The sequence below is a fragment of the Terribacillus aidingensis genome, assembly GCF_900215625.1.
GTDB classification, from domain to species: domain Bacteria; phylum Bacillota; class Bacilli; order Bacillales; family Amphibacillaceae; genus Terribacillus; species Terribacillus aidingensis.
The window spans coordinates 966,504-980,256 of record NZ_OBEK01000001.1 but is presented as its reverse complement, the minus strand read 5'-3'; the positions used below and the strand labels follow the sequence as shown (position 1 = coordinate 980,256).

The following is a 13,753-nucleotide window of genomic DNA, read 5'->3' as shown; positions in this document are numbered from 1 at the left end:
TTATTTGTCGTTTAATGCAGCTACACCTGGGAGTTCTTTACCTTCCATGAACTCCAGGCTGGCACCGCCGCCAGTTGAAATATGATCCATCTTGTCAGCAAGACCGAACTTCTCTACTGCTGCTGCGGAGTCACCGCCGCCAATGATGGAGAAGCCTTCCCCTTCGGCTAATGCTTCACCGACTGCTTTTGTACCGCCAGCAAATGCGTTCAATTCAAACACACCCATAGGTCCGTTCCAGATAATCAATTTAGATTCTTTCACGATTTGCTGATATTTTCCCCTTGTTTTTGGTCCAATATCAAGTGCTTCCCAGTCAGCTGGGATCGCATCAATCGCTACTTCTTTTTTATTGGCATCTTCGGAAAAATCATCTGCTACAATGACATCCACAGGCATCACCATGTTGACACCTTTATCTTTCGCCTTTTGCATGAATTCCTTTGCCAAGTCAATTTTATCTTCTTCTAACAAGGATTTGCCAATTTCATAGCCTTGCGCTTTTACGAATGTATAAGCAAGACCGCCGCCGATAATTAAGTTATCAACTTTATCAAGCAAGTTGTCGATGACACCAATCTTATCTTTTACTTTCGCTCCGCCAATAATAGCTGTGAACGGACGTTCCGGATCAGATAGTGACTTACCAAGAACCTCCAGCTCACGCTCAAGCAGTAAACCTGCTACAGCTGGCAAATGCTTTGCTACGCCTTCAGTAGATGCATGGGCACGGTGTGCAGCACCGAATGCGTCATTCACATATACATCCGCCATGGATGCAAATGCTTTAGCAAGTTCTGGGTCATTCTTCTCTTCGCCAGGCTCAAAGCGGACGTTTTCAATAAGAAGAACTTCCCCATCAGCTAAATCAGCAATTGCTTCCTCTACTTCTTTGCCATGCACGTGGTCTGTTTTGCTAACTTCTTTGTCTAGAAGGTCGCTAAGACGCTGTGCTACTGGATCCAGACGCAATTCATCCTTCGCTTCGCCTTTCGGACGGCCAAGGTGGCTGGCAAGAATTACTTTCGCACCTTTTTCGACAAGATGCTTAATTGTCGGAAGGGCAGCCTTAATCCGTGTATCATCAGTTACTGCGCCATTTTCCATTGGTACATTGAAATCCACGCGGCAGAAAACCCTTTTGCCGGCTACGTCGATATCGCGGATAGATTTCTTGTTCATACTACGCCTCCTCGAATAACTAGTACCTATGTATCTGTTCTTTGTATGTATTCCCCATTGGCAGGCTTGTTCCTTGCATTGGCATACTAATGATCAGCATGATTCAGAAACCAGAAATGATATAATAAGCAATTGCCCCTCAAGGCTAACACAACCCTTTACGACCTCTTCCTTATCTCCATTTTTCAAATGGTTTCTTCTGCCTTTCATTAGGTCTAGCTCCGGAAATTGCAGATAAGCAATCGCCCGTCAAGGCTAACACTCCTTTACGGCCTCTCCCTTATCCTTCCGTTTCTAAACGGTTTCCTTCAGCCTCTCATTTGAAAAAAACACAAAAGAACAGGCATAGGCCAAAAGGGAGGGAGGTGCGCCTCCCTCCCTTTTACCATTCCTTAATTAGATGCCTTTGCTTTTCAAGAATACAGCCAAGTCTACACAACGAGTGGAGTAACCCATTTCGTTATCGTACCAAGATACAACTTTCACCATGTTGTCTTCTAATACCATTGTAGAAAGTGCGTCTACTGTAGAAGAGTTTCTGTTTCCGATGTAGTCGGAAGATACAAGCGGCTCTTCAGAGTAGCCAAGTACGTGGCTAAGTTCGCCTTCCGCAGCTTCTTTAAGTGCAGCATTTACTTGTTCTGCAGTTACGTTTTGGTCGAATTCAGCAACCAAATCGATAAGAGAAGCATCTTTAACTGGTACACGCATTGCCATACCATTCAATTTACCTTTAAGTTCAGGCAATACTAGAGAAACTGCTTTTGCAGCACCTGTAGTTGTCGGAATGATGTTTTCTGCTGCTGCACGCGCACGACGGTAGTCTTTGTGCGGCAAGTCAAGAATTTGCTGATCGTTTGTGAACGCGTGAACTGTTGTAACAAGACCGCGTTTAAGTCCGAATGCATCATGAAGTACTTTTGCAACCGGCGCCAAGCAGTTAGTTGTACAAGAAGCGTTAGAAAGTACTGTGTGTTCAGCTGGATCGTAGCTGTCTTCGTTAACACCCATTACGACAGTAAGGTCTTCACCTTTAGCTGGTGCAGAGATGATAACTTTTTTCGCTCCTGCTTCAACGTGTTTCTTCGCATCTACACCATTTGTGAAAATACCAGTAGATTCTACTACTACTTCTACACCAAGATCTCCCCAGCCAAGGTTAGCAGGATCGCGCTCAGAAAGAACTTTGATCTCTTTGCCGTTAACAACTAAGTTAGAGCCGTTAACAGATACTTCTGCATCAAGGATACCGTGTACAGAATCATACTTTAACAAATGGGCAAGCATATTCGCATCTGTAAGGTCGTTGATTGCAACTACCTCTGCTTCGTCGTTCGCTAGTGATTGACGGAATACGTTACGTCCGATACGTCCAAAACCGTTAATACCAATTTTTACTGTCATGAAAATTTCCTCCTTGTTATACCTAAATTAAAGGGTTATTCTCCCTTTATTAACTGGTTCGCTGCCGCCTCATCCGTTACTAGAATGTTATTTCGTCCTAGTTTGAAATAGGAAGCAATTGCACGAGCTTTCGAGGCACCGCCTGCAATAGCTATTACACTTTCTGCTTTATCTAAATCCTCCAGCTGCAATCCAACCGTGCGTACACGATGAACAACATTCCCCTCAGCATCAAAGTAATAACCAAATGCCTCACTCACTGCGACACCGCTCTTAAATTGCTCAACAAGCGGCTCAGGCGTTCGTCTCCGTTTCGCCATCGTCATGGCGTCACCGATACCGTGAATGACTATGTCTGAACGGTTGATGATGGACAGGACTTCCTTAACGGAAGGTTCCTCGATAATTGTCTGATAAGATTCTTCCCCGATTGGATCAGGAACATACAGCAGACGGTACTGACTTTTAGCACGTTTCGCCATTGCAGCACAAATCGTGTTCGCTTCGTTTTCCACCTGCTCGCCAATACCTCCGCGTGCAGGTACGAACATCACATTCTCCGCTGTATGAATAGGCGGCATGGCCGCTGCCAGTGCTGCCATCGTTGTGCCTCCTGTTACTGCAACCGTACAATTCGGATGCAGCATCTTTTCCAGAAGCTGCGCACAGCGTTTTCCCATCTCTTGTTTTACCCAATCCTGGGTATCACTATTACCGGGGACAACTATACAATTATCTATTCCTAGTGTTTCCCGGACACGCTGTTCCAAAACACTTATTTCAGAGGCTTCGAGCATAAAAGCTTTCAATTGCTCGTGAACGTCAAGTCCTTCCTCGGTAATCTGCACTCCTTTTGTGGTAGTGAAAATCAATCCTTGGCTTTGTAAGAACTCTATTTCACCTCTTACTACCCGTTCTGCAAGATTCATGTTTTCAGCAAGTGTACGACGTCCCAGCGGTCCCATTGTTTTGACAAACTGCAGGATAGCGTATCTTCGCTGCATAATCGTCAGAACATCTGGGAAAAGCTTTTTTTGTAGATCAATTATCGATCGCATAACATACCCCTTTTACCAAAAGTTAAATGGGTCAAAAATGTCCCGGTATGCCATATATTGTCCCACTTGCTATAAAAAAAATTCCTCTTGCAAATTCATCATAACAGTAAGGCCTCTTACAATCAACTTAAAACATCTAAAAAAATAATTAATTCATATATTTTTTTAACTTAACAATTTCAAAACAAAAAGGCATCGGCGCGCAGCCGATGCCTTTCTTCTATCATTGTGTAAGCGCCGTTTCCGGAACAGCTGCTTTTTCTTTTTTCTCCCATGGACGGGAGCGCCATCTTCGATATGCAAAGATTCCGCGGAACCATTCATCGATACCCATTGCAATCCAGACACCTAATAATCCAAGACCAAAGGATACGCCTAATCCATAGCTGAGAAGAACCGCAATCCCCCACATGCTAATCACACCGATAATAGCTGGGAACTTCGCATCTCCGGCTGATTTTAGCGAGCTCATTAACACGATATTCATCGCACGCCCAGGTTCTGTAAAAGCAACTGCCCAAAGAATAGGAATTCCTACAGCCAAAATAGCTGGGTCATCCGTAAACATCTGTAAAATAGGTGCACCTGTCAGTGCAAAGCCCATTGATACGATAAAAGAAGCGACCATTGCGATTTTTAATGTTCGCAATCCGCGTTTCAGCGCTCTGTCATATTGTTTTCCTCCAATATAACGGGATACAAGCAGCTGTGTACCTTCTGCGATAGATAATGTAAACAAGTAACAAAGCATGGAAATATTATTAATGTAGACACGCGCTGCCAAAGAAGCGTCACCAAAGTTTGCAACTATTGCAGTAATGACAATTTGCGAATATTGATAAGATAAATTCTCAGCTGCAGACGGAACACCGATGACAAGAATGTCCTTGATATCTTGGATGTTCAGCTTGATCAGATGCGTACCTGTAAAACGAATTGCCAAGTAGCGATACACAAAATAAAACAGTACAGCAACGGCAAAGATACGGGCAATTACAATTGTCCAAGATACACCGACAACACCTGTAATTGGCATGCCGAACAAACCGAATATGGCAACCAAATAACCAAGTACACTTAAAACATTCATTAGAACAGCAACAACCATGGATACCTTTGTCCGGCCATTCGCACGAAGAATCGCACTAAGCGTTAAAGACAGAGATTCCAAGAACAGCGACGCACCGCATATCTTCACAAAGGTAGTCGCATAAGCAAGCGTGTCACCTTTCAAATCAAAGAAACTTAGAAAAGCCGAACCAAAAAGGACGACGACAGCAGAAACAATCAAACCGAACCAGAAGTTCATGCCGAAAGCTGTCCGGGCAGTCTGCCGGGCTTTTGCCAAATCTTCTGCACCGAGCTTCTGGCCGATAATAATCATAGAAGCAATTGACGTGACGTTAAAAACCAAAATAAAAATGCTAATCAGCTGATTGGCTACGCCTACTCCGGCAGCAGCTAAATCTGAGTAATGACTCAGCATCAGTGTAGCAACGATACCCATTCCCATATGAAGTGCTAATTCAATAAACAGCGGCCAGGAGATACGAAACAATGTTTGCTCAGAAGCAGTAGAAGTTGGATGACCCAACAGACATTCTCCTTTTCAATTAAAATCAAACTCACTCTATAATAGTCCTTTTTTCTGGAATGTAAAGGGCTTTGCGCTAATTAATTGAAACAATTTTCTCTGTTTATAGCAACGCTTGTCACGGTAGCGTTTTCATTCGAATAAACATAATTTATTGAGAAATTAACAAGATAGGATGGATACCATGCGAATCCCTGCTGCCGATTTAGGCTTAATGACCGAGCATCTCCAATCACATATAGGCGAGATCAATAAACTGACACGTTATAGAGAGCTGATTGCCAATCCTGCCTTACAAGCAATCTTACAATCCCACCTGCAAATGCTGCAGACACACACAGCTGTCATGCTGGAGCTAATCAATCCGTCAAGATATTCTCACGTAGCGCTTCCTGTCCTTTCCTTAAACGAACAGGTGACTTACGGAAGTCTTACACCCCAGGAGCAAGAGCTGTTACTAGAGCTGCGCAGTACCGCCAAAATGATGGGAAACGTCAACTTCCAATCAGCACAAATGATGAAGGACAGCAATGTCAGACATGTGCATTTACAAATGGCTTATCAAAACAGCATGCTGCAAGATGCATACACGAGACTGCTGCAGCAAACCGAAGGAGAACTTATCCCGCTGGCTGACATGACTTCTCAACAGGCCGTTTATAATAAGTTCCATGTTAATATGCGTGCAAAAAAAGACAGCCCTTATTGAGGCTGTCTGTCTTGTCTGTAATCGATATATAAGTTGTCATTTTGGTCCAGTTGGGCGACGAAAACATCTTTCAGCTTCGTCTGGTGAGAAGCTAATAGATTATCCAGCCACTTTTTATCCTTATTCAATGCCTGTAAAGAATCCTCTAATACCCGCCCATCTATAATGAAGGTTTGCGGCAGCCCTCTTCCGCTGCTTTGCTCACTTTGCGTTTTTTTTTGATTAGGGGATATTGTCCCATCTGTTTCGAAAAAAGCAAAATCCACATCATCCAAATAAAAGATATTTTTCTTCCTTAGCTGATGCAGCAGACTATCAACAGAAAGTCTGGCATGCATCATGCCTTGCTCGTATATTTTGCCGTTTTTGATAATTAAAAGCGGCTCGCCACTCAGTACTTTTCGTGCCGAAAAAACTTTGATGGTTAACAACCCTAAAGCTAATGTCAGAAAACCAAAGATTAATAACGCATACACACCCGTTGTCAACCGAATTTGCTTGTTTAAAATAAGGTTAGCGGTAACGGAGCCAATTGTAATGCCGGTAACAAAATCAAAGAATGTCATTTGTGCAATCAGCTTTTTCCCTAAGACCCTTGCAACGATAAACAAGACTGCAAACCCGATTAGACTGCGCAGTGTAACTTCTGCAATCCCCATTGTTTCTTACCCTTGCCCTGGTGGTTCCATCTTGCCTGTGCCGCGCTGGATACGCAGCTCTTCCGGCGGGGTACCATGGATATAAGCAGGTCCCGGCTGCAAAATAGGAATCTGTCCCATTGGCTTTGGCGCTGCGTCATATTCGAAAGTAGCTTGTCCATCTAGGGTTGGTCCATTTGCCCAGCGTCCGCTCTTACTTTCTTCTCCCTCTGAGAAGTTCATGAACGAATAAGATACTTCTTGCTTTTCCGCCTCTTGGTTGAAAGTACTTGGAACAATTGCTCCTTGTGGAGCTTCCAACTCTTCAATGGCAGCCATCCATTGGTTTTGGTGCATCGTGTCTCTGGCAATCAGGAAAGAAAGCATATCCCGGACACCAGGATCTGTCGTCATTTCATAAAGTCGGCATACTTGCAGACGTCCTTGTGATTCGGCATTCAAATTCGCCCGGAAGTCTGCCAGCAAGTTACCGCTGGAAACAATGTAACGCGCTGTCCAAGGATACCCAGTACTATCATCTGGTTTGGCTCCTAAACCACCAACAATTGCATGCTGAGGGTTCATACCACCTAATACTGCTTCTACTACAGGATCTTTTGCTGCTTCATCCTGGGCGTGCGCTGGCGCACCATCAAGCAGTTGTGCAATCATCGTTGCAAGCATTTCCACATGTGCGATTTCTTCTGTCGCAATATCTAAAAGCATATCTTTGTATTTTCCTTCTGCACGACAGTTCCAGCCTTGAAACATATACTGCATCATGACAGAAATTTCACCGAACTGTCCGCCTAAGACTTCTTGTAACTTTTTCGCATATACCGGATCTGGACGAGTAGGTTTGGCGTTATATTGCAATTGTTTAACATGATAAAACATGAATTGACCCCCTAAATATGTTTCCTTTAGGTTGTCCGGTTGCCATGTAACTATTCTGCATCAAAAAAGCCGGCGCACAGCCGATTCCTTGTTACCCTATCTTTTCCATATGCTCCATTATTTCTTCTGAGACTAAGGACGGGTGTCAATCATGCAGAAATGCCCGCAATCCGGGAGTACTTTGAAGGTCGAATCAGGTACTGTCTGGTGTAGTTAACTCCAGGAAAAAATTACACTTCTTTCGTGCATTATTTCCATAAGAAACGCCTCCCATTACTTGGAAGGCGCTTTGAATGCTAGTTGCTTATCTAATTCACGCTGTTTCAATTCCCGGCGTAATATCTTTCCGCTAATCTGCGTTTTCGGCAGTTCTGTCATTACCTCAATTTCCCTTGGTGCCGCATGCGCAGCTAGATTTTTGCGAACAAATAAGCGTAGAGAGTCAAGCAGCTCCTGCGTTTCTTCAAAGCCATCTCGCAGTGTGATAAAGGCTTTCACAATTTCTCCGCGAACAGGATCTGGTTTACCGATGACTCCTGCTTCGGCAACAGCTGGATGCTCAATCAGCTTACTTTCTACTTCAAAGGGACCGATTCGCTCGCCGGAGGAATTGATCATGTCATCATTTCGTCCTTGAAAGAAAACATACCCATCCTCATCTTTTAAAGCAAGGTCGCCGGATATATACCAGCCGGAATAGACAAAATAACTAGCGTACTTGCCTCTGTCTCCCCAAATATCCTGCATTAATCCTGGCCACGGTGTTTTGACCGCCAGCTGACCAATCGTATTGGCGGGTAATTCATTTCCCTCTTCATCCAGGATTCCAACCTGAATCCCCGGAAATGCACGACCCATCGAACCAGGTTTAATCGGCTCAGCAGGCAGGTTTACAATAATGTGTCCGCCTGTCTCCGTCATCCACCATGTATCATGGATGCGCAGCTGCAGATTTTCCCAAGCCCATGTAATGACTTCTGGGTTAAGCGGTTCTCCTACACTTAAGATGTGCCGCAAGCTGGATAGATCATAATCTTTATACAGTTCTCCTTTTGCCTTCAGCAGACGAAAAGCGGTTGGCGCACTGTACAGCGTTGTCACTTTCAGTTCCTCGATAATTTTATACCAAGCTTCTGCTTGAAAACGGCCTCCTTGAATGACAATCGTTGCACGATTAAGCCACGGAGCAAACAGCCCATAAACACTTCCTGTTACCCAGCCAGGATGCGAGGTGCACCAGTAGACATCCTCATCGTTAATGTCTAATACCCATTTACCAGACACAGCATGATGAACAAGGGAACGATGGGCATGCAGAACACCTTTGGGTTTGCCTGTTGAGCCGCTCGTGTAATGAATCAGCAGTCCATCTTCTTTATCCACCCATTCTACTTCACCTGAATGAGTCGCATCCGGATTGGCTGCGTTAATTTCTTCTATTAAAAGAATTTCCTGCAAGGAAGGGATATCGTCTGCCGGCACCCGTTTGATCAAATCTTGATCTGTTATAAGCAATGTTCCTTTGCAATCATTTATTCGGTCGCGCACGGCGTCTTCCATAAATGCTTCAAATAATGGCCCCGCGATGGCACCAACCCGTATCGCTGCCAAGATAGCGACATAGCACTCCGGATTTTTCGGAAGAAAGATAAAGACACGATCACCTTTTTTAACGCCATGCGCACGAAGAACCTTTGCATAGTGTTCTACCTTTTGCTGCAGCTGTTCAAAAGACAGACTTTCCTGTAATACACCATCTCTTACATAATGCAGCGCTGTTTTGCTGCCATATCCTTCTTCCACGTGCCGGTCAACAGCTTCATAAGCTGCATTGCATTTTCCTTTTTTCCTGCTCAATAACTTCTCTTCCAGCGCATTCCAATCATGTGTATTTAATGCTTCTTGATAACTTGCTAGATTATGCTTTCTGCCCAACTTCGGCGACAAGGCTGTAGTCATATGCCGTATCCTTCCCTTCTAATAGATCTAGTAAATCTTGTTTCCACTTTCCTAAACTAGCACTTCCCCGGGAACGAGGTCTTGATAATGCAATTTTCAAATCTCTGGCTAATGTCGATGGCCTTCCTTGCAATAGCAGCACACGATCGCTCAAATACAAGGCTTCATCAATATCATGCGTCACGAGAACAATCGTCGTGCGTATTTCTTCCCAAATCTTCAGCAGCAGCTCTTGCAGCTGCATCTTCGTGAAGGCGTCAAGCGCACTGAATGGTTCATCCAGCAAAAGAATGTCCGGTTCGGTGACAAGCGCGCGAGCAATAGCTGCCCGCTGTGCCATTCCGCCGGATAATTCACGCGGATAGAGCTTCTCCGCTTCTCTTAACCCGACCAGCTCCAAATACCGGCGTGCTTTTTCCTCGTTTGCTTGTTTGTCGCCTTTCAGTCCGAAAGTTGTATTCGCTAACACCGTCTTCCAAGGCAGCAGTCTGGGTTCTTGAAAGATGAAACCAATACGCTGTCCCGGTTCAATCGTAATACTTCCTTCATAATCCTTATCCAGTCCAGCTAGCGCCCGCAGAACGGTACTCTTGCCGCACCCGCTTGTACCGAGCAGACTTACGATTTCTCCCTGTCCGACAGAAAAATCGACACCTTGCAATACTTGCTTTTCACCAAAACGCCTTCCAAACGATTGTACGCGCACTGTCATGCTGCTTCCTCTCCCTTATCTTTTTGCTAGCGCTGTATCCTGCCAATGAAGCGATCGTTTCTGAATAAGTTTGAGCACCCAGTCGGTCAGCTTACCTAGCAGCGCAAATAAGAAAATACTGGCGATAATGACATCAGGAGCATATGTATTTTGACCAAGAATGAGCAAATACCCAAGACCTTGGCTTGCTCCCATGATTTCTGCTGCGACGACAAACATCCAGCCCAGACCAAGACCGCTGCGCAGCCCGGTAAGGAAGGAAGGCAAAGATGCCGGCAAGATGATTCTTCTAACGAGTGCCACTCCATCCAACCCATACATTCTGCCAACCTCGATCAGTTTTCGATCAACTCCCCGGATACCATCCACAATGTTTAAGTAAACTGGGAAAAATACGCCGACTGCGATTAATGTCACTTTTGAAGTCTCACCAATTCCCATCCACAGAATAAAAAGCGGTACCCAAGCAAGAGATGGGATGGAACGAAATGCCTGCATCAACGGGTCGAAAATCTTTTCCGCCAGTTCGGAATAGCCGACAAGTGTTCCAAGTAAAATTGCTGCCACAGTACCAATCACAAAACCGACAAGCAGCCGATAAATAGTTAGCAAAATATGATTTTGCAATGATCCATCTTGCACGTAAGCCAGAACGGTAGAAAGAATAGCACTAGGAGCTGGCAGCTGATAGGCAGGAATGATTCCTGCACGGCTCATGATCTCCCAAGCTGCTACTAATAGAATAGGCAGCAGGGAACCGAGCAGTACAGGATGTGTTCGCAGTTTCTTCCACATAAAATATCATTCCTCCTCTAGTTCTTTTGCGAATTTTGGTTCTACATACGTGTCGACTGTTTCCGCTATCGCTTTGTTGCCCTTCCAAAGATTCGCTTTTTCAAGTACAGCACCTGACTGGCTCAGAATTTCTTGCTGCACTTCTCCCGGAACTGATTCAGAGAAATCATTCCGTTCCAGCTGTAGTACGGCAACTTCTTGGCTAATCCCCGCTTCTTTGGCAAGTATCTCAGCCGTCTCTTCCGGATTTTCATTAATCCATGCTCTTGCCTTATCATAAAGCTTTAATACTTCTTTTACTTCTTCCGGGTGATTCTCAGCGAATTCTTCTCGAACATTTAAGAAATTGTACGTATTGAATTCTGCATTACGATAAAACAGCTGTGCTTCATTTTCCAACTCAAGCTTTGCCATGTGCGGATCAAGCCCTGCCCAGGCATCTACGTCACCAGAAAGCAAAGCACTTGCTCCGTCTGCGTGCTGCAGATTGACAATTTGGACATCCTGTTCATCGAGACCGGCATCCTGCAATGTGCGCTGAAGGAAAATATATGGATCTGTTCCTACCGTAGCGGCAACTTTCTTTCCTTTCAGTTCAGCTGGATCCGTAATCTTACTATCTTTTGTCGTTACTAATGCTGTCCATTCTGGTTTAGATGCTAAGTAGATACCTTGAATTGGATTGCCATTTGCTTTAGCTAATAAAGCCGCACTGCCTGCAGTAGAGCCGAAATCCACACTATTGCTATTGAGGAATTCCAGTGCCTTATTACTGCCTTGACTGAGCGTCCATGTCACTTCAATGTCTTGATCCTTGAACGCTTCCTCCGCCCAGCCTTTGTTCTTAATGACAAGGCTAGCTGGTGAATAATAGGCATAATCTAAACGTATCTGCTTCAGGTCTCCCGAAGCGCTGCTGGCATTTCCGCATGCTGCCAGGAAAATGATTAAAAACAGACTGATTATCGCTAACAGACTTCTTTTATCAATAACTGGGATTTTACTCATCAACTCCAACTCCATTTTCATTTTCATTCGCTTCACCTGTATATGTGCTGATTGTTCCGCGAAGACGTTGTGCTTCTTTGTATGTGCAGCGGTTGTGAACGACTTCCAGTCCAGCTTCTCGAGCAATTGCTGCAGCTTCTTGTGAAACGACGCCTTCCTGCAGCCAAAAAATAGCTGGTCGAACTTCTGCCGCTTCTTTTGCCAGCTCTACTGCTGCCTCGGGGCTGCGGAAAATCTGTGCTATATCTATTTTCTCTGGTACGCTTGTAAGATCCGGATAAGCCGTTTCGCCTAACACCGTTGTTTCTGCAGGATTAACTGGAATAATTCTATAACCTAGTCGCTGCATTTTTCTTGCCAGGCGGTTACTCGGCCGCTGCTCTTTACTGCTCAGACCAACAACTGCAATCGTTTTTTGACGGCCATCAGCATCTTTATCACTGCCGAGTGCTTCACGTATAACCGCTTCGTCATTAATGACGATCTCACGTGATTCAGAGCGGATACCCGTCGCCTTCTCCAAGGCACGGTCCAAGTCATGAATAAGATCATCCACTGATTCAATCCCAACTGACAAACGAACTAATTCTTCTTTTACCCCTGTTGCTGCTAATCCTTCGGCATCCAGCTGCTGATGTGTAGTGGAGGCTGGATGAATAATTAAGGATTTTGCGTCTCCTACGTTGGCTACGTGTGACCAAAGCGCAACATTATTAATTAGCGCAGCACCCGCTTCTTTTCCGCCTTTGATACCAAAGTTGACGATGGACCCGGCACCTGTCGGAAGCACTCTTTTCGCTATTTCGTATGCAGGGTGGCTGCTAAGTCCTGGATAAGCAACCCAATCAACAGCCGGATGCTGCTCCAAGTAGTACGCCAGTTTTTCTGCGTTTTGCACATGACGCTCTATACGCAAATGCAACGTTTCCAGTCCTTGAATGAGCTGCCATGCATTAAACGGACTGAGGGCAGCACCTAGATCACGCAGCAATTGCACGCGTAACTTCGTGCTGAAAGCAAGAGTGCCAAAATCAAATGCATAACGTATGCCGTTATAGCTTGGATCCGGTTCAGTAAAAGTCGGAAATTTCGGTGAATTCCAGTCGAACCGGCCCCCGTCTACAATCAATCCTCCAATAGAAGTACCATGCCCGCCAATCCACTTTGTTGCACTATGGACAACAATATCTGCGCCAAGAGTAATCGGTTTGCTGAGAATCGGTGTAGCAAAGGTACTGTCCACAATAAGCGGAATACCTGCGGCGTGCGCCACTTCTGCAACTGCTTCTACATCAAGTACATGCAAACTCGGATTGCCGATGATTTCAGCAAAAACAGCTTTCGTTTTATCGGTAATCGCTGCGCGGAATGCCTCCGGATCGGTTGGATCGACAAATTTCACCTGAATTCCATAGCGAGGAAGCGTTGTCTGGAACAAGTTATATGTTCCGCCATATAAGTTCGCAGCAGCTACGATTTCATCGCCGGCACTTGCCACATTCAATATGCTGTAGCTGATTGCTGCCATTCCGGAAGCTACACCAACAGCAGCGACACCGTCTTCCAATAATGCAATTCGTTTTTCCAGTACATCTACGGTAGGATTTCCAATACGAGAGTAAATATTGCCGGGCTCATCCAAAGCGAATAGGCGCTCTGCGTGGTCTGTGTCATGAAACAAGTATGAAGTCGTTTGATAAAGCGGCACCGCTCTGGAACCTGTTGTCGGATCTGGCGCTTGCCCGCCATGCAGTGCTAGTGTCTCTGCTTTGTATACTGAATTCGTCATTTTGTCAT

At 45.0% G+C, this 13,753-nt stretch carries 12 protein-coding genes; 1 reads left to right on the top strand and 11 read right to left on the bottom strand.

The features are described from left to right. The 4 genes from CRO17_RS04640 to CRO17_RS04625 all read right to left on the bottom strand — a co-directional run bounded on the left by CRO17_RS04640 (window position 1) and on the right by CRO17_RS04625 (window position 5,238). A complete protein-coding gene (locus CRO17_RS04640) occupies window positions 1–1,182 on the bottom strand; it encodes a phosphoglycerate kinase (protein WP_097039720.1) in 1,182 nt (393 codons plus the stop codon). 396 nt (window positions 1,183–1,578) lie between these two features. Further along, a complete protein-coding gene (gene gap / locus CRO17_RS04635; RefSeq protein WP_097039719.1) occupies window positions 1,579–2,586 on the bottom strand; it encodes a type I glyceraldehyde-3-phosphate dehydrogenase in 1,008 nt (335 codons plus the stop codon). Window positions 2,587–2,621: 35 nt separating this feature from the next. After that, window positions 2,622–3,644: a sugar-binding transcriptional regulator gene (locus CRO17_RS04630; RefSeq protein ID WP_097039717.1), complete on the bottom strand. Its 1,023-nt coding sequence runs from the start codon at window positions 3,642–3,644 to the stop codon at window positions 2,622–2,624. Window positions 3,645–3,867: 223 nt separating this feature from the next. After that, window positions 3,868–5,238: an MATE family efflux transporter gene (locus CRO17_RS04625; RefSeq protein WP_245864599.1), complete on the bottom strand. Its 1,371-nt coding sequence runs from the start codon at window positions 5,236–5,238 to the stop codon at window positions 3,868–3,870. A gap of 184 nt (window positions 5,239–5,422) precedes the next feature. Between CRO17_RS04625 and CRO17_RS04620 the strand changes: the two genes are divergently transcribed. Next, entirely contained in the window at window positions 5,423–5,947 is a 525-nt protein-coding gene (locus CRO17_RS04620; RefSeq protein WP_097039715.1) for a hypothetical protein, read from the top strand. Here the strand turns inward: CRO17_RS04620 and CRO17_RS04615 are convergent. From CRO17_RS04615 to CRO17_RS04585, 7 genes are all read right to left on the bottom strand, one after another. After that, the gene (locus CRO17_RS04615) at window positions 5,941–6,606 is read right to left on the bottom strand and encodes a DUF421 domain-containing protein (RefSeq protein WP_097039713.1); all 666 of its coding nucleotides are present in this window, start codon (window positions 6,604–6,606) and stop codon (window positions 5,941–5,943) included. The two genes, CRO17_RS04620 and CRO17_RS04615, sit on opposite strands and share 7 nt — an antisense overlap. Before the next feature lie 6 nt (window positions 6,607–6,612). Continuing rightward, window positions 6,613–7,482, bottom strand: a complete 870-nt coding sequence (locus tag CRO17_RS04610) for a manganese catalase (protein WP_097039711.1) — start codon at window positions 7,480–7,482, stop codon at window positions 6,613–6,615. Window positions 7,483–7,755: 273 nt separating this feature from the next. Next, window positions 7,756–9,441: an acetate--CoA ligase gene (gene acsA / locus CRO17_RS04605; RefSeq protein ID WP_097039710.1), complete on the bottom strand. Its 1,686-nt coding sequence runs from the start codon at window positions 9,439–9,441 to the stop codon at window positions 7,756–7,758. Then, window positions 9,401–10,153, bottom strand: coding sequence for an ABC transporter ATP-binding protein (locus CRO17_RS04600; RefSeq protein ID WP_097039708.1), 753 nt, complete (start codon window positions 10,151–10,153; stop codon window positions 9,401–9,403). Before CRO17_RS04600 ends, acsA begins: the two co-directional genes overlap by 41 nt. A 15-nt stretch (window positions 10,154–10,168) precedes the next feature. After that, window positions 10,169–10,948, bottom strand: coding sequence for an ABC transporter permease (locus tag CRO17_RS04595; RefSeq protein WP_097039705.1), 780 nt, complete (start codon window positions 10,946–10,948; stop codon window positions 10,169–10,171). Between the two features lie 6 nt (window positions 10,949–10,954). Then, window positions 10,955–11,956, bottom strand: a complete 1,002-nt coding sequence (locus CRO17_RS04590; RefSeq protein ID WP_097039703.1) for an aliphatic sulfonate ABC transporter substrate-binding protein — start codon at window positions 11,954–11,956, stop codon at window positions 10,955–10,957. Next, a complete protein-coding gene (locus CRO17_RS04585) occupies window positions 11,949–13,745 on the bottom strand; it encodes a PLP-dependent aspartate aminotransferase family protein (RefSeq protein ID WP_097039701.1) in 1,797 nt (598 codons plus the stop codon). The genes CRO17_RS04590 and CRO17_RS04585 overlap by 8 nt, the downstream gene beginning before the upstream one ends. Window positions 13,746–13,753: the final 8 nt, after the last annotated feature.

Coding starts and splice junctions, on each gene's coding strand:
- CRO17_RS04585 (WP_097039701.1), bottom strand. CDS start 13,745: ATGACGAATTCAGTATACAAAGCAGAGACACTAGCACTGCATGGCGGG.
- acsA (WP_097039710.1), bottom strand. CDS start 9,441: ATGACTACAGCCTTGTCGCCGAAGTTGGGCAGAAAGCATAATCTAGCA.
- CRO17_RS04620 (WP_097039715.1), top strand. CDS start 5,423: ATGCGAATCCCTGCTGCCGATTTAGGCTTAATGACCGAGCATCTCCAA.
- CRO17_RS04630 (WP_097039717.1), bottom strand. CDS start 3,644: ATGCGATCGATAATTGATCTACAAAAAAAGCTTTTCCCAGATGTTCTG.
- CRO17_RS04590 (WP_097039703.1), bottom strand. CDS start 11,956: ATGAGTAAAATCCCAGTTATTGATAAAAGAAGTCTGTTAGCGATAATC.
- CRO17_RS04640 (WP_097039720.1), bottom strand. CDS start 1,182: ATGAACAAGAAATCTATCCGCGATATCGACGTAGCCGGCAAAAGGGTT.
- gap (WP_097039719.1), bottom strand. CDS start 2,586: ATGACAGTAAAAATTGGTATTAACGGTTTTGGACGTATCGGACGTAAC.
- CRO17_RS04615 (WP_097039713.1), bottom strand. CDS start 6,606: ATGGGGATTGCAGAAGTTACACTGCGCAGTCTAATCGGGTTTGCAGTC.
- CRO17_RS04600 (WP_097039708.1), bottom strand. CDS start 10,153: ATGACAGTGCGCGTACAATCGTTTGGAAGGCGTTTTGGTGAAAAGCAA.
- CRO17_RS04610 (WP_097039711.1), bottom strand. CDS start 7,482: ATGTTTTATCATGTTAAACAATTGCAATATAACGCCAAACCTACTCGT.
- CRO17_RS04595 (WP_097039705.1), bottom strand. CDS start 10,948: ATGTGGAAGAAACTGCGAACACATCCTGTACTGCTCGGTTCCCTGCTG.